At 69.1% G+C, this 19,107-nt stretch carries 15 protein-coding genes; 6 read left to right on the forward strand and 9 right to left on the reverse strand.

Annotated features, from left to right (window positions below; all coding sequences use genetic code 11):
* Nucleotides 1-48 precede the first annotated feature (48 nt).
* Both ilvB and ilvN read left to right on the forward strand, forming a co-directional pair.
* Nucleotides 49-1,740, forward strand: coding sequence for a biosynthetic-type acetolactate synthase large subunit (ilvB, locus tag A9A59_RS06460; protein WP_098503502.1), 1,692 nt, complete (start codon nt 49-51; stop codon nt 1,738-1,740).
* Nucleotides 1,737-2,354 carry an acetolactate synthase small subunit gene (gene ilvN, locus A9A59_RS06465; protein ID WP_278286815.1) on the forward strand — a complete coding sequence of 206 codons (618 nt, stop codon included), beginning with the start codon at nt 1,737-1,739 and terminating at the stop codon, nt 2,352-2,354. The genes ilvB and ilvN overlap by 4 nt, the downstream gene beginning before the upstream one ends.
* 85 nt (nt 2,355-2,439) lie before the next feature.
* Here the strand turns inward: ilvN and A9A59_RS06470 are convergent, their stop codons facing one another.
* Nucleotides 2,440-2,985 (reverse strand): DinB family protein, encoded by a 546-nt coding sequence (locus A9A59_RS06470; RefSeq protein ID WP_165772552.1) that lies wholly within the window; start codon nt 2,983-2,985, stop codon nt 2,440-2,442.
* Between the two features lie 77 nt (nt 2,986-3,062).
* Between A9A59_RS06470 and A9A59_RS06475 the strand changes: the two genes are divergently transcribed.
* Nucleotides 3,063-4,130, forward strand: coding sequence for an AI-2E family transporter (locus A9A59_RS06475; protein WP_098503504.1), 1,068 nt, complete (start codon nt 3,063-3,065; stop codon nt 4,128-4,130).
* On the opposite strand, the gene A9A59_RS06480 is transcribed toward A9A59_RS06475, so the two are convergent.
* From A9A59_RS06480 to mfd, 4 genes are all read right to left on the reverse strand, one after another.
* A complete protein-coding gene (locus A9A59_RS06480) occupies nt 4,120-5,088 on the reverse strand; it encodes a phosphotransferase enzyme family protein (protein WP_165772553.1) in 969 nt (322 codons plus the stop codon). The genes A9A59_RS06475 and A9A59_RS06480 overlap by 11 nt on opposite strands.
* 119 nt (nt 5,089-5,207) lie before the next feature.
* On the reverse strand, nt 5,208-6,404 hold the full coding sequence (locus A9A59_RS06485; RefSeq protein ID WP_098503506.1) for a thiolase C-terminal domain-containing protein: 1,197 nt from the start codon (nt 6,402-6,404) through the stop codon (nt 5,208-5,210).
* A gap of 27 nt (nt 6,405-6,431) precedes the next feature.
* A complete protein-coding gene (locus A9A59_RS06490; protein ID WP_098503507.1) occupies nt 6,432-6,872 on the reverse strand; it encodes a Zn-ribbon domain-containing OB-fold protein in 441 nt (146 codons plus the stop codon).
* Nucleotides 6,873-6,992: 120 nt separating this feature from the next.
* Entirely contained in the window at nt 6,993-10,475 is a 3,483-nt protein-coding gene (mfd, locus tag A9A59_RS06495) for a transcription-repair coupling factor (protein WP_098503508.1), read from the reverse strand.
* Between the two features lie 86 nt (nt 10,476-10,561).
* Here mfd and A9A59_RS06500 point away from each other — a divergent pair, with 86 nt between their 5' ends.
* From A9A59_RS06500 to A9A59_RS06510, 3 genes are read left to right on the forward strand one after another with little or no spacing between them, the layout of a single operon-like run.
* The gene (locus tag A9A59_RS06500; RefSeq protein ID WP_165772554.1) at nt 10,562-11,491 is read left to right on the forward strand and encodes a cation diffusion facilitator family transporter; all 930 of its coding nucleotides are present in this window, start codon (nt 10,562-10,564) and stop codon (nt 11,489-11,491) included.
* Nucleotides 11,488-13,161 carry an ABC transporter substrate-binding protein gene (locus A9A59_RS06505; RefSeq protein ID WP_106427066.1) on the forward strand — a complete coding sequence of 558 codons (1,674 nt, stop codon included), beginning with the start codon at nt 11,488-11,490 and terminating at the stop codon, nt 13,159-13,161. Before A9A59_RS06500 ends, A9A59_RS06505 begins: the two co-directional genes overlap by 4 nt.
* Before the next feature lie 51 nt (nt 13,162-13,212).
* On the forward strand, nt 13,213-14,313 hold the full coding sequence (locus A9A59_RS06510) for a calcium/sodium antiporter (protein WP_098503511.1): 1,101 nt from the start codon (nt 13,213-13,215) through the stop codon (nt 14,311-14,313).
* A gap of 39 nt (nt 14,314-14,352) precedes the next feature.
* Here the strand turns inward: A9A59_RS06510 and A9A59_RS06515 are convergent, their stop codons facing one another.
* The 4 genes from A9A59_RS06515 to A9A59_RS06530 all read right to left on the reverse strand — a co-directional run bounded on the left by A9A59_RS06515 (nt 14,353) and on the right by A9A59_RS06530 (nt 19,088).
* Nucleotides 14,353-14,778: a hypothetical protein gene (locus A9A59_RS06515; RefSeq protein ID WP_098503512.1), complete on the reverse strand. Its 426-nt coding sequence runs from the start codon at nt 14,776-14,778 to the stop codon at nt 14,353-14,355.
* Between the two features lie 74 nt (nt 14,779-14,852).
* Complete coding sequence (gene pckA / locus A9A59_RS06520; RefSeq protein WP_098503513.1) at nt 14,853-16,439, reverse strand: phosphoenolpyruvate carboxykinase (ATP); 1,587 nt, start codon at nt 16,437-16,439, stop codon at nt 14,853-14,855.
* A 129-nt stretch (nt 16,440-16,568) separates the two neighbouring features.
* Nucleotides 16,569-17,411: an HDOD domain-containing protein gene (locus A9A59_RS06525; protein ID WP_098503514.1), complete on the reverse strand. Its 843-nt coding sequence runs from the start codon at nt 17,409-17,411 to the stop codon at nt 16,569-16,571.
* A gap of 129 nt (nt 17,412-17,540) precedes the next feature.
* Nucleotides 17,541-19,088, reverse strand: coding sequence for an acyl-CoA carboxylase subunit beta (locus A9A59_RS06530; RefSeq protein ID WP_098503515.1), 1,548 nt, complete (start codon nt 19,086-19,088; stop codon nt 17,541-17,543).
* Nucleotides 19,089-19,107: the final 19 nt, after the last annotated feature.

The raw sequence follows: 19,107 nt of genomic DNA on the forward strand, positions 1-19,107 counted from the left end.
CACCGGGTTCAGCCGGCTTGAGCGTTCGCTCCGCGGAAAGGGTTTCCCATGGCGCGCATGACAGGCGCACAAATGGTGCTGGAAGGCCTCCAGCGCGAAGGAGTCGAAGTCATCTTCGGCTACCCCGGAGGCGTCGTCCTCCCCCTCTACGACACCCTCCCCCAGTACCCCGGCATCCGCCACGTCCTCGTCCGCCACGAGCAGGGTGCGGCCCACATGGCTGATGGCTACGCCCGCGCCAGCGGCAAGATGGGCGTCTGCCTCGGCACCAGCGGCCCCGGCGCAACCAACCTCGTCACCGGCATCTGCACCGCCTGGATGGACTCCGTCCCCGTCTTCGCGCTCACCGGCAACGTCAGCCGCACCCTCCTCGGCAAAGACGGCTTCCAGGAAGCCGACATCACCGGCATCACCCACTCCATCACCAAGCACAACTACCTGGTGATGCGCGCCGAGGAAATCCCCCTCACCATCCGCGAGGCCGCCCACATCTGCCGCACCGGCCGCCCTGGCCCCGTCCTTGTCGATATCCCCAAAGACGTCTTCCAGGAAACCGCCGAGTTCGACTGGCCCGAAAAGATCCACCTCCGCGGCTACCGGCCCACCTACGAAGGCCACGCCGGCATGATCCGCCGCGCCGCCGAACTCATCGACCAGTCCCGCCGGCCCATCATCATCGCCGGCCACGGCGTCATCTGGTCCGATGCCCAGGCCGAACTCGTCGCCCTCGCCGAAAAAGCTGAAATCCCCGTCATCACCACCTTCCTCGGCATCGGCGCCTTCCCCGAAGCGCACCGCCTCTCCTACGGCTGGCTCGGCATGCACGGCATGTTCTACGCCAACATGGCCGCCGATAACGCCGACCTCGTCATCGGCGTCGGCATGCGCTTCGACGACCGCGCCATGGGCCGGTTCAAGGACTTCAACCCCGGCGTCAAAATCATCCACATCGACATCGACCCCGCCGAAATCGGCAAGAACTTCCCAACCGCCGTCCCCATCGTCGGCAGCGCCAAGAACGTCCTCCCTCGCCTTACCGAGCACGTCCGCGAGGCGAAGCACACCGAGTGGCTCAACTGGATCGACCAGGTCCGCGAGGAGCACCCCAGCCTCCATATCCGCGAAAGCCGCCGCATGCTGCCCCAGTACGTCGTCCGCACCCTCTACGAAGAGACCGAGGGCAACGCCACCATCGTCACCGGCGTCGGCCAGCACCAGATGTGGGCCGGCCAGCACTACTTCTTCAAGCGCCCCCGGCAGCTCATCTCCTCCGGCGGCCTCGGCACCATGGGCTTCGAACTCCCCGGCGCCATCGGCGCCCAGATCGCCGTCCCCGATGCCGAAGTCTGGGCCATCTGCGGCGATGGCGGCTTCCAGATGACCATGCAGGAGCTCGCCGTCGTCGTCGACGAGAACCTCCCGCTCAAAATCGCCATCTTCAACAACGGCTACCTCGGCATGGTCCGCCAGTGGCAGCAGCTCTTCTACGACCGCAACTTCGTCGCTGTTGCCATGACCCAGCCCGACTTCTGCAAAATCGCCGAGGCCTACGGCATCCGCGCCATCCGCGTCGAAACCAAAGCCGAGGTCGCACCCGCCATCCGCGAAGCCCGCGCGTACCGCGGCCCTATCCTCCTCGACTTCATGATCGACCAGGAGGAAAACGTCTGGCCGATGGTCCCCGCCGGCGCCGCCCTCTCCGAAACCATCGAAGCCCCCGCTGAGGAGCTCGCACGGTGAACCCCTCCAGCAACGGCCACGCCTCCCGCAAACGCGCCAACCACCACACCGTCGTCGCCATTGTCGAAGACAAGCCCGGTGTCCTCATGCGCGTCGCCTCCCTCTTCCGCCGGCGCGGCTTCAACATCGAATCGCTCACCGTCGGCCACTCCGAAATGCCCGGCCTCAGCCGCATGACCATCGTCGTCGATGGCGACAGCGCCCCCGTCGAGCAGGTTGAAAAACAGCTCTACAAACTCATCGACGTCGTCAAAGTCAGCGACCTCAGCCAGGAAGACATCGTCGCCCGCGAACTCGCCATGATTAAGGTTCGCTGCAACAACGTGAACCGACACGAGCTCCTCGACATCGCCAACGTCTTCCGCGCCGACGTCGTCGATATCGCCACCAACTCCATCATCCTCCAGGTCGTCGGCGACGAAGACAAAATCGACGGCCTCATCAAGATGTGCGAGCCGTACGGCATCCGCGAACTCTCCCGCACCGGCCGCATCGCCATGGTCCGCGGCACCAAGACCACCACGGTCCACGAGCCCGTGCCCGAGCCCATCGCCCGCATCCACGAAAAGCAGGGCCGCCGCGTCGAGGGCGAACTCCCGTTCTCCAGCGACTGAGCGCCGGCACCGCCATTCGCCCGGGTCCACGCCGAGGGCCCCCGGACTGCCGGGGGCCCTCGCTGCGTCATCGCCCCCGCGCACGTCAGAGCGGATGGCCCGGCCCGCTCACCCCGTGCTTCGCCCGCTCCTGCTCCTGCAGCGCGCCGATCGTCTCCGCTGCCCGGTTGTAAATCTGCGGCACCTCCCAGCCGTTCAGTCCCGCATACGTGTCAATCTGGCTGCGGTGGTGGATGTCATGCTCAACCATCATCATCAGGATGCGCCATCCCGAAAGCGTCCCGTCGCTGTCGATCATCGGAATGCGCCGCTCGAGCCACGCGTCCGGCGTTCCTGCCAGCAGCTCCCTGAACTCCGCGAAGCTCGCCTCCAGCGCCGGTACCCACAGCTCCCGCCGGCTGACATCCGGCGGTGGCGGGCTGATCCACCCCCGGCCAAGGTAGGCGCTGGCAAAGTACAGCCGCGAACCGCACATGTGCCCCACCAGCTTGTTGATGCTCCACGCCCGCTCGCCGTCCCCCGTCCGTGGCGTCCAGCCGTCCGCCTCGGGCGGCAGCGCGCCGATATCGCGCACGGCGCGGCGGTGCACCCCCTCGAAGTACCGCAGAAACGCATCGACCGATCGGAACACTCCCTCTCCTCCAGTTCGCATTGCACAGTTCCCCGCTGCCCCCGCATCCTACGCTACATCCCCGCCCTGGCGGCGCCATGATTCGCCTCGAACTCTCCTTCCGCGGCATCCTCGCCATCGCCCTCGTTCTGGTTGGCCTCTGGTTCCTCGTCCAGCTCTGGCCGCTCCTCCTCATCGTCACCACCTCCTTCATCTTCATGGCCGCCCTCCTGCCCTACGTCGAGTGGATGGTCAGGCGCGGCATCAACCGGGTGGCCGCCGTCGTCATCATCCTCGTCGCCATCCTCGCCGTGCTCGGCTCCATGATTGCCATCGTCGCACCGGCCGTCGTCGACGAATTCCGCGACCTCCGCAACAACCTCCCCGAGTACGCCCGCGACGTCGAGACCTTCGCCTCCGACCTCGGCTTTAACACCGAACGCTGGGACCTCCCCGAGCGCGCCGCCGAGATCAACTGGAACCGCATCATCTCCGGCAGCCAGGTCGTCGACTATGGCCAGCGCGTCCTCGTTGGCATCCTCACCGGCCTCACCGTTGCCGTCATCACCGCCTACCTCCTCGTCGAAACCCACCGCCTCCGCACCTTCCTCTTCCGCTTCATTCCCCCGGACCGCGAGGCCGATGCCCACCACTTCCTCCGCGCCCTCGAGCGCGTCGTCGGCGGCTACGTCCGCGGCCAGCTGATTACCTCGCTCATCATCGGCGTCTACACCACCGTCGTCATGCTCCTCGTCGGGGTCCCGAACGCCATCGCCTTCGGCGTCCTCGCGGCCTTCGCCGATATCATCCCGCTCGTCGGAGGCATCATCGCCGTCGTCCCCGCCTCCATCGCCGCCTTCCAGGAATCTCCCACCCAGGCCCTCATCGTCCTCGTCGCCCTGCTCGTCTACCAGCAGTTCGAAGACCGCCTTCTCGTGCCCCGGATCTACGGGCAAACCCTCAATCTCCCCGCCCTCGTGGTCCTCCTTGCGGTGCTCGCCGGCGCCGAGCTGATGGGCGTCGTCGGCGTCCTCCTGGCACTCCCCGCCGCCGCCGCTGGCAGGGTCGTCCTCGACTATTACCTCGACCGCCGCGCCAATGGCCGGCCCGCCCCCGACGAAACCGTCGAGGTCCTCGCCCCGGACGAGCCCTCGGCTACCCGGTGACGTTCGCCCGCAGCATCCCCAGCTCCAGCGCGTACCGCTCAAACGCCGGGAAACGCTCCTCCATCGTGTGCACAACCCCGGCCGGGTCCCCGCCCGCCAGCCGCCAGCCGATGAGCAGCACCGTCACCTGCCACAGCAGCCACGCCCGCACCAGCGCAGGCAGCAGGCCGAACTCCTGGTTCGAAACCGGTCGAACGGTCGCGTACCCCTCGAACAGTGCCTGCGCAAAGGGCAGCTCCAGCGGCCCATCCGGCATCAGCAGCGGCGCCAGGTCACACATCGCCGCGTCGCGTCGTGCGAACTCCCAGCCAATGACGCCGGTCAGTTCACCCCCGGTCCAGAGCAAGTGCCCCGGCGAAAAGCTCCCGTGGATCGGCTGCTCCGGAAGGTCCGGATAGCCCAGCCGAGCCAGCTCCCGCAGGTTCCGGTACCGCTCCCGCCGGACCGCTGCCGCAACCTCGGGATACGCGTGCCCAAACGCCGCCACCAGCCGGTTGAATGTCCCGGCTCCCGCCGCCTCGGTCAAAACGTCCAGCTCCCAGGCCTTGCCGAGCCCCGGCCGTTGCGTCCCCGGGTCCGCCCGTGCAAGGTCGCTGTGCAGCCGCCCCAGCAGCCGGCCGACAATCCGCCAGCCCGCCACCGACCGCACCTCTCGCCGCTTTCCGGGCAGCCACGTTTCGCACGTCCAGGTCGCGCCCCCGGCTGCTGCCGTCACTGCTGCCGCGCCATCGACTGTTCGAATGATCTCCCCGGCAGGCCAGCCGGCCGCTGCAGCCAGCCGCCGCAGTTCCGCCTCCCACTCCGTGCCGGCGCCGTTCGCGGGCAGCCGGCGCCGTTTCACCACCACCGGCGGCTCCGCACGGACCGCCCACGCGTCGCCGCCGTCCAGCGGCGTCGAGGGTGCCCCGGCGAGCCCGTAAGCGGCGAGCACCACGTCCGGCGGTTCATTCGCTGTCACAGGGACTATGGTGCGGCCCACGCGCCGCCCCGTCGACCGCGGCGCCCACCACTTCCGCATACGGAACGGGCCCCTCGCACAGCGAGGGGCCCGAGCGTGGCGCGTCGTGCAGAGCGCGCTTACTTCTGCAGGATGTGAATCGTGCAGGCCGAGCAGAGGCCGATAACGTGGGCCAGGCCCACCTTCGAGCCCTCAACCTGCCGCGCCCCGGCCTGGCCGCGCAGGTGGAAGACAATCTCCGCGATGTTCGCGACACCGGTCGCCCCCAGCGGGTGCCCCTTCGAGAGCAGCCCGCCGGAAACATTGACCACCGCCTTCGTCTTCGGCTGGTAGGTCTTGTCCCGGAACGGCGCCACGTCCTCCTCGTACTTCGTCGGGACCTTGTTCCCGAGCCACGGGATGCCGCTGGCGACATGGGCCGCCGCCTCGCCCTCGCCGCAGAGGCCGAGGTTCTCGTAGTGCAGCAGCTCCGCCGTCGCGAAGCAGTCGTGCAGCTCGACCTGGTCCAGGTCCTCCGGCCCAATCCCGGCCTGCTCGTACGCCAGCTTCGCCGCGTTCCGGGTCAGCGTATTGATGTCCGGCAGCGTCAGGTCCCGCTCCGTGAACGGGTCGCTGGTCAGCACGCTCGCCGCAATCTTAATCGGCTGCGTCGTGAACTGCCGCGCCTTCTCCATCGTGGTCAGGATCGCCGCCGCTGCGCCGTCGCCCGTCGGGCAGCACATCAGCAGCGTGTTCGGGTAGGCGATCATCCGGGAGTTCAGCACTTCATCCAGCGGCGATTCCTTCTGGTACTGCGCCAGCGGGTTCATCGTGCTGTGCCAGTGGTTCTTCACGCTCGCCAGCGCGAAGTGCTCCTGCTTCGTACCGTACTTGCGGGAATGCTCCATGCCCGCCATGCCGAACACCGCCGGCATCATGTACGAGCCGACGCGCCCCTCCAGGCTCGTCGCAGGGTCGCCCCGCGAGCCCAGCAGGCCCTGCTTCCCCATCTGCTCCGAGCCGACCGCCATCACCACGTCGTACGCGCCCGAGGCCACCGCGAAGTACGCCTCGCGGAAGGCCGTCGAACCCGTCGCGCAGGCGTTCGCCACGTTCACCACCGGGATGCCCGTCTGCCCCACCTGCTGCAGGATCCGCTGCCCGGAGCCCGAGGTCTGGTACAGGTTGCCGCTGTACAGCGCCTCAATCTGCTTCATCTCCATGCCCGCGTCCTTCAGCGCCTCCAGAACGGCCTGCGCCGAAAGCTGGGCAAAGTCCCGGTCCGCATAGCGGCCGAACTTGATCATCGAAACGCCAACAATTGCTACTTCGCGCATCCTCGTACCTCCTTCGCGCGCCCGGGCCTACTGGCCCTCCTCGATCGGCTTGAACCGGTAGGCAATATACGAATTGCCCTCTTTATCCTCCGAAACCTTTTCGGTGAACATCTTCACCCGCATGCCGAATCGCATGTTCTCCGGCTTCGGCTCGATCCCCACGATGTTCGTATTGACGCTGCCGCCCCCGTCCAGGTCGACCACCGCTGCGATGTACGGCACCTGAACGTACGGCGTCGCCTGGTGAATGATCGTCCAGACGTACACGCTGCCCGTGTCCGCCAGCCGAACCGTCTCGAACGGCCCGTCGCTGCTGCACACCCCGCAGAACAGCCGCGGCCCCACGTACTTCGTCCCGCACTTTTTGCAGACGGAGCCGTTCAGGTAATCCTGATCGCGGGTCTCACCGAGCGTCAGGTGTGGCACCAGTGGGCGAATCTCGCCCTGCGTTGCTGTCGCTTCTGCCAATCCTCGACCTCCTTCTTCTGCGCTGCCCGTGAGTCCTTCCGCTCACAGCGAACACGCCCCGGGGCCAGGGCCTCGCCGCACCGTATTGTTCGCCTGCCGAAAAACGCTGTCAACGAAGCTTCACGAACTCCCCGCCGCCGCCCGCTCCCCGGCCGGCGCCATCGCCCGCAAAATCCGCACCAATAGCGGCATCCATCCCTCCCCCGCGCCCACCCGGTCCACCCGGACCTGCCGCGGACCTACCAGCACCGAGCGCAGCCCCAGCCGTTCCACCCGCGCCCGCAGCTCCGGCGTCGTCCCGCCCCGCACGTAGAGGTGGAACATCTGCTCATCCGTCTTGATCGCTTCGACCCCCGCCCGCCGGGCAAGGTTGCGCACCAGCGCGACGTACAGCAGGTTCTCAACCGCCGGCGGCAGCGGCCCGAACCGGTCCCGCAGCTCGTCGTGCATCTCCGCCACCTGCTCCGCCGTCTGCAGGTTCGCCACCCGCTGGTAGATGTTCAGCCGCGCATGGACGTCGGCCACGTAGCTCTCCGGGATGTGCGCGCTCACCGGCAGGTCGACCACCGGCGCCGGCGGCTCCGGCTCCGCAGCCGGCGCGACAGCCTCGCCCATCCCCCGCTTGAGCGCCGCCACCGCCTCAGCCACTAGCTTCGTATACAGCTCGAACCCCACCTCCGCGATGTGCCCGCTCTGCTCCGTGCCAAGCACATTCCCGGCGCCCCGGATCTCCAGGTCGCGCAGCGCCAGCTGGAACCCCGCACCCAGGTCCGATGCCTCGAAAATCGCCTCCAGCCGCTTCTGCGCCGCCTCGCTCAGCACCCGGTCCCGGTCGTACAGCAGGTACGCATACGCCCGGTTCGCCGACCGCCCGACCCGCCCGCGCAGCTGGTACAGCTGGGCAAGCCCCAGCCGGTCCGCCTGGTCGATGATGATCGTGTTCGCATTCGGGATGTCCAGCCCGCTCTCGATGATCGTCGTGCAGACCAGCACGTCATGCTCCCCTGCCTGGAACTCCAGCATCACACGCTCCAGCTGCTCCTCCGGCATCTGCCCGTGGCCGATCGCCACCCGCGCCTCCGGCACCAGCTCCCGCACCCGCCGCGCCACCCGCTCAATGTCCTGCACCCGGTTATGGACGAAGAACACCTGCCCGCCGCGCTGCAGTTCCCGCTCGATCGCCTCCCGCAGGATGGTGTCATCCCACGCGAGCACATATGTCCGGATCGGCTGCCGCTCCTCCGGCGGCGTCATGATCGTGCTCATGTCCCTGATGCCCACGAGCGACATCTGCAGCGTCCGCGGGATCGGCGTCGCCGAGAGCGTCAGCGTGTCCACCTCGGCCCGCATCTGGCGCAGCCGCTCCTTGTGGCTCACCCCGAACCGCTGCTCCTCGTCAATGATCACCAGCCCAAGGTCCTTGAACGCCACGTCCTTCTGCAGCAGCCGGTGCGTCCCAATCACGATGTCTACCTCGCCCGCTGCCAGATCCTCCAGGATCCGTCGCTGCTCCTCCGCCGACCGGAACCGCGACAGCACCTCCACGCGCACCGGAAAGCCCGCCATCCGCTCCCGGAACGTCGCCCCGTGCTGCTCGGCCAGCACCGTCGTCGGCACCAGCACCGCCACCTGCTTCCCATCTATCACCGCCTTGAACGCCGCCCGGACCGCCACCTCCGTCTTCCCGTAGCCCACGTCCCCGCAGATCAGCCGATCCATCGGCCGGGCCCGCTCCATGTCCGCCTTCACCTCCGCAATCGCCGCCAGCTGGTCATTCGTCTCGACGTACGGGAACGACGCCTCCATCTCCATCTGCCACGGCGTATCCGGCTTGAACGCGTGCCCCGGCACGAGCTGCCGCTTCGCGTACAGCTCCAGCAGGTCGTGGGCCATCTCCACAACCGCCTGCTTCACCCGCCGCTTGGAACGCGCCCAGTCCTGCGTCCCCAGCCGCGTCAGCGCCGGCGGATGGTCGCTCGGGCCGACGTACCGGCTCAGCGCCTCCAGCTGGTCCGCCGGCACATACAGCCGGTCGCCCTCGGCGTACTGCAGCTCGAGGTACTCCCGCTCGACGCCGTCCATCGAGCGCCGCACCAGCCCCCCGTACCGCGCAATCCCGTGGTCGGCATGGACGACATAATCGCCGACCTCCAGCGTCTCCAGCAGGTCTGACTTCACCGCGTGGTGGGGGCGCGTCGGCTTCCGCCGCTTCCGGAATCCGAAGATCTCCGCATCGGTTAGCACTACCGTCCCGGCCGCCGTCACGATGCCGCCCGAAACCGCTGCCGGCACGAGCGTCACGCTCCCGCTCTCCGGCGCGCTTGCCAGCCTGCGCGTCTTCGCACAGGCGACGCCCTCCTCTTCGAGCACGTCAGCCAGCCGCAGCGCCTGCAGGGAGGCCGCCACCACCCGCCGCCCCTCCCGCCGCCACGCCTCCGCCTGCTGCGCCACCACCCGCAGCTTCCCGCCGAACCCCGGCGCCGTGCTTACCGGCAGCTCGCGCGCACCCCGTTCCGATGTCCCAAACCGCTCCAGCACGTACGCTGCCCGCTCGAGCAGCCCGGCAGCCGCCGCCCCAGGCTCCGCCCGCAGGTCCGGAAGTCCCCGTGGAATCGCCCCGCGTGCCTCCATTTCGGCCCGGGCCCGCCGCTCGTACTCCAGCGCCTGCTCGAGCGCCTGCCTCCCGTCCTCCGGGTCGATGACCACGACCAGCGCGCCCGGTCCGAGGTGGTCGAGCACTGTCGACGTATACAGCATCGGCTCGAGGAACTGGTGGTACTCCGTCCTGCCGCCGGCGGCCACCGCCTCCACCTGCTCGATCACCGCCTCCGACTCCGCCCCGGTCGCCTCCAGCCGCTCCGCGAGCGCGCGCGCGGCCGCCTTCCCCGCGCCCAGCGAGGTCGACACCGGCGGCACGAGGAGCACATCGAGCCGCCCCGCGCTCCGCTGCGTGGCGAGGTCGACCAGCCGGATGCTCTCCACGGTGTCGCCGAAGAACTCAATGCGCACCGGCCGCTCGAACCCGGCCGGGAAGATGTCGATCAGCCCGCCCCGCCGCGCCGCGGTCCCCGGCGCATCCGCCAGCGGCTCCATGGCATACCCGGCGGCCTCGAGCCACGCCGCCACCTCGCCCGGCTTCGCTGCCGCGCCAGCCTCCAGCCGGAGGTCCTCGGCTTCAGGGGCCGGCGGCGCTACGTGCTCCGTCACCCCGGCCCACGAGCCCGTCACGATCGCCGGCGCATCACCGGCCAGCGCCCGCAGCGCCCGCGCCCGCTCGACGCCCGCCGAAGCGTCGTCCCGCACGAACTCATACGGCAGGGCGTCCCGCTGCGGCAGCCGCAGCACCGGGCGGTCGCTCAGCAGTTCGAGGTCGTCCGCAAGCGATTGCGCCGCCAGCGGCGTCGGCGCCACGACCAGCACCGGCCCCGGGTGACCACTCGCCAGCGCCGCCGCGATGTACGCGCGCGCCCCCTCCGGGACCGAAAGGCGCACGCTCCCCTCCCCGCGGCGGAGCAGCGGGGCCAGCTCCTCGGCGACCGCGGCCGTCACGCCCGCGAGTTCACCAGCCAGTGACGAACCCTCGGCGGCAGCTGCCGCCTCCACCTCCACTCTACCTCCCGGTCGGCCGCCCGGCCATGCCGGCCTCGGCCGAGGCCAACCGGCGCCGCGGCCGGTGCTACCATGGGGTCGTGGCAGCCGCGCACACCAGCCGCCGGGCGCTCCTCCTCGGGCTCTCGCTCACCCTGCTCTTCGCCGCCGCACAGGCCGTGGTCGGCGTCGCCTTCGGCTCCATCGCCCTCGTCTCCGATGCCGGCCACATGCTCACCGATGCCCTCGGGCTGGGCCTCGCCTTCGCTGCCGCGACCATCGCCGCGCGCCCGCCCGATGCCCGCCGCACCTTCGGCTATGCCCGCGCCGAGGTCCTCGCCGTCCCGCTCCACGTTGCCCTCCTCGCCGGGATCGCCGCCTTCATCATCTACGAGTCCCTTGGCCGGCTCGACGGCGCGCACGACATCCGCACCGGTCCGGTCCTCGCTACCGCCGTGGCCGGCCTCGCCGTCAACCTTCTTGTCCTCCGCATCCTCCATGGCCACAGCCACGACAACCTCAACATCCGCGGCGCCGCCCTCGAAGCGATGGCCGATGCCCTCGGCTCGGTCCTCGTCATCCTCTCCGCCGCCGCCATCGCCCTCGGCGCCACCCCTGCGCTCGATGCCATCGCGGCCCTCCTCATCGCGGCCCTAATCCTCCCCCGCGCCATCAGTCTCCTCCGGCAGGCAGCCGCCATCCTCCTCGAGAGTGCGCCTCCCGGCCTCGACCCCCGCGCCATCGCCGAAGCCGCGCGCGATGTGCGCGGCGTGCTCGACCTCCACGACGTCCACGTCTGGAGCATCGCCCCCTCCTTCCCCGCCCTCAGCGCCCACGTCGAACTCGCCGATGCCGGCTGCACCGAGCACGTCCTTACCGACCTCGCCGCACTCCTGCGCGAGCGGTTCGGCATCGTCCACGTCACCCTCCAGCCCGAGACCCCGGCGCTCCACCTCGCCATGGAATGTTGCTCCGCCCCCGACGCGGCCCTCTTCGACCCCGGCCACTCCCACGAACTCGCCCGCCGATGACCCGGCTCTCCCGCCGCGCGCTCCTCATCAGCGCCGGCTCGCTCGCCGGGGCCGGGGCTGTCGCCGGCGCGGTCGCAAAGTCGCGCCGGCGCCGCCCCGGAGCCCCGCCGCCCCGGCCCTCGGCCGCGCCGCCCGCCTCCGGCGCCACAGCCGCCACACCCGCCCATACGCCGCTTCCCCGCGGCGGCCGCCTGTCCATCGCTGCCCCGGCCAGCTTCGATTTCGACACCTTCGACGCTGCCCGCTCCGGCGAACCCTCCGTCGTCGAACTGCTCGGCCGGGCGCACGCCCGGCTCATTCAGTGGGCCGACCCCGCCGCTGCGGTCCTCGGCCCCGACCTCGCCGCGGCCTGGGAGCAGCCCGACCCCCTTACCCTCGTCCTCCGTCTCGACCCCCGCGCCCGCTGGCACGACGTCCCGCCCCTGGCCGGCCGCCCCGTGACGGCCGCCGAGGTGCAGGCCCACCTCGCACGGGTCATCGCCATCGCCCGCGCGGGCGATGCCCCCCGGGCGCATCGCTCCGCTGCCCTGCTCGACGTCGCCCGCGTCGAAACGCCCGGCCCCGCCGCCGTCCGCCTCGCCCTCGACCGCCCGTCCCCGCTCCTGCTCCCCGCCCTCGCCGGAGAATTCGCCCTCGTTCAGCCGCCGGACGTCCTCGAAGGCCCGTCGGCCCCCTCCGACCCGCTCGACCCATCTCTCCTCGCTGGATGCGGCCCGTGGGTCTTCGCCGGCTTCGATGGCCCCGCGGCCCGCTTCCGCGCCCACGCCTCCGGCCACCGTTCGCCCCTCCTCGATGAGCTGGCAATCAGCCCGCCGCTGAACGTCCTCGAACGCTACCGCGCCGGCGAACTCGACGAATTCCCCGCCATCGACCCCCGCGACGCCGCTGCCGCGCGCGCCCTCCCCGGCATTCAGGAGCTTCCCCGCTACCATCGAGAACTCGTCCTCTCCACCTTCACCATCGCCGGGCCGCCGTGGTCCGACCCCCGCCTCGTCGAGGCCGTCTCGGCTGCGCTCAACCGCGGCTGGCTCACTCAAGCGCTTTTCGCCGGGCGAGCCAGCCCCTCCGGTCCTCTTCCCCCATGCTGCACCGCTGCACTTCAGCCCTCCGGCCTCGCGCCCTTCCCCGGCTACGCCGCCGACCCCGCTGCTGATGCCCGGGCCGCCCGCGAGCGCTGGGAGGCAGCCGGCGGGCCGTCGCTGGGCACCGTCACGGTCGACATCCCCTCCATCTTCGACCCCCGCTATGCCGCCAGCGCCATCGTCATCACCCGCCTGAACGACGTGCTCGGGCCGCAGTTCCGCCCCGCAATCGAGACCTACACCACCATCGCCCGCCGCGTGCAGGAGGGTGCCTACGGCAACGGCCGCGCCGCCTTCTGGTTCGGCTGGAGCCCGCCGCTCCCCTCCCCCGACCCGCGCGAACTCCTCCTCCACCTCTACGGCCACGCCCTGGCTCTCGCCGAGCGCTCGAACCTCCTGGCAGCCGACCCCGCCGACTCCGCCGCCTTCGCCGGGCTCCAGCAGGCCATCCTCCGCGGCGGCTTCCGCGGCGTCGTCCCCTGGGTCCAGCAGGTCGGCGAAACCTTCCGTCGGCCCGGCACCGTCGGCCCCGTCCCATCCCCGTTCTGGGATGGCTACCGCGACGTTCAGCGCTACCGGCTCCCCTGAAGCTCCGCCGCGGTTCCCCGTCGACGGCTGCCCGGTGATACTGGGGTACGGATGGACCTCCTTTCCCTGCTGACGTTCGTCGCCGGCATCGCCATGCTCATCGTCGGCGCCGAAGGACTCGTGCGTGGCGCCGGCCACCTCGCCGTCGCCATGGGAATTTCGCCCCTCGTTGTCGGCCTCACCGTCGTTGCCTTCGGCACCAGCTCCCCCGAGCTCGCTGTCAGCGTCTCCTCCTCCCTCGGCGGTACGCCTGACCTGGCAATCGGCAACGTCGTCGGCAGCAACATCTTCAACATCCTCGTCATCCTCGGCGCCTCCGCCCTCGCTGCACCGCTCATCGTCCACCAGCAGCTCGTCCGCTTCGAAGTCCCGCTCATGATCGCCGTCTCGTTCATCGTCATGCTCTTCGCCCTCGATGGCAGCATCCAGCGGTACGAAGGCGCCCTCCTCTTCGCCGGCGTCGTGGCCTACACCTGGTGGGCCATCCGGAAGAGCCGCAACGAGTCACGGGAGGTCCAGGACGAATACGAAGCCGAAATCGGGCGCCGCCCCGTCACGCCGCGCACCGTTGCGCTCGACATCGTCCTCGTCGTCGCCGGCTTCGGGCTGCTCGTCCTTGGCTCCGAATGGTTCACCGCCGGCGCCGTCGACATCGCTGAAGCCCTTGGCGTGAGCGAACTGGTCATCGGCCTCACGATCGTCGCCGCCGGCACCTCCATGCCCGAGCTCGCAACCTCCGTCGTCGCAGCCGCCCGCGGCGAGCGCGACATCGCCGTCGGCAACGCCGTCGGCAGCAACCTGTTCAACCTCATGGCGGTGCTCGGCGCTACCGCAACGGTGTCCTCTGGCGGCATCCCCGTCGCCGATTCCGCCGCCAGCTTCGACCTCCCCGTCATGACCGCCGTCGCGGTCGCCGCCCTCCCCATCTTCTTCACCGGCTACATCATTACCCGCGCCAACGGCGCGCTCCTCCTCGGCCTCTACGCCGCCTACGCCCTCTACCTCTTCCTCGACGCCAGCGGCCACGACGCCCTCGACACCTACAGCCTCGTCATGCTCGGGGTCATCCTCCCCATCATTACCGCAGGAACGCTCGTCCTCGCCCTCCGCTACTACCTCCGCGAACGGAAACGCCAAAACGCCGGGGCCTGAGCCCCGGCGGCCGTTCGTTGACCGTCTCGCAGCGTGGCGCTACGGGACCTCGACGACCTCCAGCCCCCACACCGGCCGGAACCGCCACGTCCGGATGCCCGCCACCGAAATCTTGTGCTTCTTCAGCAGCTTCTTCGTCTCCGGCACCATGCCGACCGGCACGTACAGGTAGAGCGGCCCAATCTTCGACATCGGCAGCCAGTCCTGCACCGCCGATTCATCGTTCACCGTGTCCGGCATCTCCACTTCCGCCATCATCCGCAGGAAGAGGCCCGGCTTGTGCACCACCACGATGTCCGGCACCAGCTCACGGCCGTTCGCCTCGCCCACCGAAAGCCGCGGCGTCGGCACATTCACGATCGTCTCGTAGTCCGGGAACTCATCGTTCGGATACGGGAACTTGACCTTCGCAATCTCCGCCACCGTCCCCTGGTGGCGCAGCCGGCTGAGCTCCTTGACGGTCACGCGATACCGACCTCCGCTGTGGCGCTGCCTCGATTCTACGGAGGCTCCCTCCCTCGGTCGAACCGCCCCGCCGCTCACGGCCCGGCCGCCGCAACCTCCGGCCGCACCAGCGAACGGAACTGCTCGAAGTTCGCTGCAAACCGCTCCGCCAGCCCCCGGTACACCCGGTCGTACTCCTCCGGGTCGGCCCACGCCGCCCGCGGGTCCAGCAGCCGCGTATCCACACCCGGCACCCGCAGCGGCACCTCGAACCCGAACACCGGGTCCTTCCGAAACTCTGCGCCGGCCAGCAGGTCGTTCAGCACGGCCCGCACCATCTTCCGCGTCTCCTGGATCGCAATCCGCTTGCCGACCCCGTACTTCCCGCCGGTCCAGCCCGTGTTGATCAGCCACGTCTGCGCCCCCGTCATCCGCAGCCGCTGCTCCAGCAGCTCCGCGTATACCGTCGGGTTCAGCGCCATGAACGGAGCGCCGTAACACGGGCTGAACGTGACCTCCGGGTCCTTCAGGCCCACCTCCGTCCCGGCCAGCTTGCACGTATACCCCGAGAGGAAGTGGTAGAGCGCCTGCTCCGGCGTCAGCCGCGCCACCGGCGGCAGCACCCCGAAGGCGTCCGCCGTCAGAAGAATCACGTGCGACGGGTGCGGCGCGACCGGCTCCAGGTAGACATGCTTCAGCGATTCCAGCGGGTAGCTGCCCCGCGTGTTCTCCGTGATGCTGTCATCGTTCAGGTCGACCTCGCGCGTCTCCTCGTCGAAGATGACGTTCTCCAGGATCGTCCCGAACTCGTGCGTCTGCTCGAAAATGTCCGGCTCCGCCTCTTTCGAAAGCCGGATCGTCTTCGCGTAGCACCCGCCCTCGATGTTGAAAATCCCCCGCTCCGTCCAGGCGTGCTCGTCGTCCCCAACCAGCAGCCGCTCCGGGTCCGTGCTCAGCGTCGTCTTCCCCGTGCCCGAAAGCCCGAAAAACAGCGCCGACTTCCCCGTCCGCGGGTCCACGTTCGCCGCCGAGTGCAGCGAGAGGATCCCCTCCAGCGGCAGGTAGTAGTTCATCGCCGTGAACACGGCCTTCTTCATCTCCCCCGCGTATGCCGTCCCGGCGATCAGGATGATCCCTTCCGTCAGGTTCAGCGCCACCACCGCATCGCTCCGCACACCATCGGCCTCCCCTCCAAGATGCAGGAACGGGCAGTGAATGATCGTGATGTCCGCCTTCTCGTCGAACGGCCGCTTCTCCGATGGAATGAACATCGTCCGCGCAAACAGCGAGTGGTACGCCTGCTCCGTAATCACCCGCACCGTCTTCCGGTGCGCCGGGTCCTGCGAGACCACCGTGTCCTGCACGAAAATCTCGCGGCCCCGCAGGTACTGCATCGCCTTCGCAAGCAGCCGCTCAAACGTCTCCACCGGCAGCGGCTGATTGTGCTTCCCCCACCACACGTGCTCCGAAATCTCCGGCGTCTTCACCACGAACTTGTCCTGCGGGCTCCGCCCCGTTCGTTCGCCGCTGAACACCGCGAACGACCCGCCCTGGAGCAGCTTCCCCTCCCGCCGCCGCACGGCGTATTCGTACAGCACCGGGACCGAAAGGTTGTGATGGACCTCGGCAGCGTTCCCGATGATTGCGCTGCCTGCATTGCTGGGTGCCGGGGAAATCGCCATGGCTGCTGGATCCAAACTCGCGTCGGAGGAATGAGACCCCTAGCCTAGCCGAAGGTCTCGAGAATGTGAATAGCTCAACCTCGAGCTATAGTCGAAACTGATGCATTTCCCCGCATCACCCGATGCAGCCTATGCCGCCCGCACTCCCACCGGCTCCCCGGTGACAAGCTCCATCAGGGCATCGACCTGCTTCATCAGCTGCGCAAACTCCGGCGCCGGGACCCGCACCGTCCCCGGCTCCGGCGGCAACACGTATCCCGGCAGCAGGCCGTGCTCCACGACATACCGGTCCGCCATCGCCACGCAGCCCGCCAGCGTCTGGTTCGTATCCAGCGGCTCATGGTGCCGCCCGATCGCCTCGCAGATCGCCTCCGGCAGCTTCCACTTCCGCGCCAGCAGCTCGCCCGCCGCCGCATGGTCGAACCCGAGCTCCGCCTCCACCTCCTCGAGCGTCCGCCCTTCGGCCATCGCCCGCGCAACCGCCTGGTCGACCAGCGCCGGGTCGCGGTAGAACAGCGCCAGCCTCCCCATGTTGTGCACAATCCCCGCGGTAAACGCGCTCGGCACATCCACCCGCCGCCCCTGCCCTGCCAGTTCCGCGGCCTTGAACGCCACCGCTAGCGAATGCCGCCAGAACGTCTCGATCCGGAAGAGCGCGTTCAGCGCATCCGGCGCGTATGCGCCCGCAATCGCCCCGCTCAGTGCCAGGTTGCGCGCCTGGACGAACCCCAGCGTCACCAGCGCCTGCTGCACCGACGTGACTTCCCGCATTCGCCGGTACGCCGCCGAGTTCACCACCCGCAGAATGCGGCTGCTCAGCCCGGGGTCCGCCGAAACCACCAGCGCCAGGTCCGAAGCCGACGCTTTCGGGTCCTGCGCCACCTGCATCACCCGCAGTGCCACCGCTGGCAGCGGCGGCAGCGCTTCAATAGCGGCAACCACATCCACGCCCACCTGGCGAGCCTCCGGCATGGCGTACCTCCTGCGACGGACCCGTTCTCGCCACAGTGTCGGGGCCCGGCCACCCCGCCGGCATCGGGGAGTTCCCCGCTTCTCGCGCTGGAGCTTCCCCCAAAACCCGTCCCGGCAGCCTGCCTAGGCCTACAGCGGAATGTTCCCGTGCTTCTTCGGCGGGTTCCGGTCTGCCTTGTTCTGGAGCATCTCCAGCGCACGGATGATCTTCGGCCGCGTCTGCCGCGGGTCAATCACATCATCGATGAACCCGCGCCCCGCCGGGATGTACGGGTTCGCGAACTTCTGCCGGTACTCCTCGATCAGCTCTTTCCGCTTCGCCTCCGGGTCCGGCGCGTTCGCAATCTCGTCCCGGTAGACCACGTTCGCCGCGCCGTCCGGCCCCATCACCGCAATCTCCCCGGTCGGCCAGGCAAAGTTCATATCGCCGCGCAGGTGCTTCGAAGACATAACGACATATGCCCCGCCGTACGCCTTCCGCAGCACCACCGCCACCTTCGGCACCGTCGCCTCGCTGTACGCATACAGCAGCTTGGCGCCGTGCGTGATGATCCCGTTGTACTCCTGCGACGTGCCCGGCAGGTAGCCCGGCACGTCGACCAGCGTCACCAGCGGGATATTGAAACAATCGCAGAAACGCACGAACCGCGCCGCCTTCCGGCTCGCATTGATGTCGAGCGAACCCGCCAGGTGCATCGGCTGGTTCGCCACAAACCCCACACTCCGCCCGCCCATCCGGGCAAAGCCGATCACAATGTTCGGCGCGAACGCCTGCTGCACTTCCATGAAGTCGCCGTCGTCAACAATCCGCTCGATCACATCCCGCACGTCATAGGGCCGGTTCGGCTCCGCCGGCACGATGGTCAGCAGATCCTCCTCCGTGCGGTTCACGTCATCATTCGTCGGCACAAACGGCGGGTCCTCCGCATTGTTCGATGGCAGGAACGACAGCAGCCGCCGCACCTCCGCCAGCGTCGCCTCCTCGCCCGCGATGGCGAAATGCGCCACACCGCTCCGCGATGCATGCACGTCGGCGCCGCCAAGCGTCTCCTGCGTTACCTCCTCCCCGGTCACCGACTTCACCACGTCGGGGCCCGTAATGAACATGTAGCTCGAGCCCTCGGCCATGAACACGAAGTCCGTGATCGCCGGGCTGTACACCGCGCCGCCCGCGCACGGCCCCATAATCACGCTAATCTGCGGAACTACCCCGCTCGCCAGCGTATTCATCGCAAAGATCTCGCCGAACCCCCGCAGGCTGTCCGGCCCATCCTGGATGCGCGCCCCGCCCGAGTCCTGGACCCCCACGATCGGCGCGCCGGTCATCATCGCGAGGTCCATCACTTTCAGAATCTTCTCGGCAACCGCTTCGCTCAGCGACCCGCCGGCCACCGTAAAGTCGTACGAGAACACGTACACCGGCCGCCCGTCGACTTTGCCCCAGCCCGTCACCACCGCCTCCACGTTGCCGCCCGCCAGCGAACCCCGCGGCCGCATCAGCATGTCCAGCTCTTCGAACGTCCCCGGGTCCAGCAACAGGTCGATGCGCTCCCGCGCCGTCAGCTTCCCGCGCGCGTGTTGCGCTTCGATCCGCTTCGGGCCGCCGCCCAGCGCGGCAGCTTCCTTCAGGGCGATCAACTGCTGGAGCTTCTGCTCAGCGGTCAACTGTTCGGTCATCCTGGCCTCGGCTCGTAGG

The sequence above is a fragment of the Tepidiforma thermophila genome (genome assembly GCF_002563855.1).
Lineage (GTDB): Bacteria > Chloroflexota > Dehalococcoidia > Tepidiformales > Tepidiformaceae > Tepidiforma > Tepidiforma thermophila.

Excerpts from the sequence above, each read along its gene's own strand:
- ilvB (WP_098503502.1), top strand. The coding sequence starts at position 49 with ATGGCGCGCATGACAGGCGCACAAATGGTGCTGGAAGGCCTCCAGCGC.
- A9A59_RS06475 (WP_098503504.1), top strand. The coding sequence starts at position 3,063 with ATGATTCGCCTCGAACTCTCCTTCCGCGGCATCCTCGCCATCGCCCTC.
- A9A59_RS06485 (WP_098503506.1), bottom strand. The coding sequence starts at position 6,404 with ATGCGCGAAGTAGCAATTGTTGGCGTTTCGATGATCAAGTTCGGCCGC.
- A9A59_RS06505 (WP_106427066.1), top strand. The coding sequence starts at position 11,488 with ATGACCCGGCTCTCCCGCCGCGCGCTCCTCATCAGCGCCGGCTCGCTC.
- A9A59_RS06510 (WP_098503511.1), top strand. The coding sequence starts at position 13,213 with ATGGACCTCCTTTCCCTGCTGACGTTCGTCGCCGGCATCGCCATGCTC.
- pckA (WP_098503513.1), bottom strand. The coding sequence starts at position 16,439 with ATGGCGATTTCCCCGGCACCCAGCAATGCAGGCAGCGCAATCATCGGG.
- A9A59_RS06525 (WP_098503514.1), bottom strand. The coding sequence starts at position 17,411 with ATGCCGGAGGCTCGCCAGGTGGGCGTGGATGTGGTTGCCGCTATTGAA.
- A9A59_RS06530 (WP_098503515.1), bottom strand. The coding sequence starts at position 19,088 with ATGACCGAACAGTTGACCGCTGAGCAGAAGCTCCAGCAGTTGATCGCC.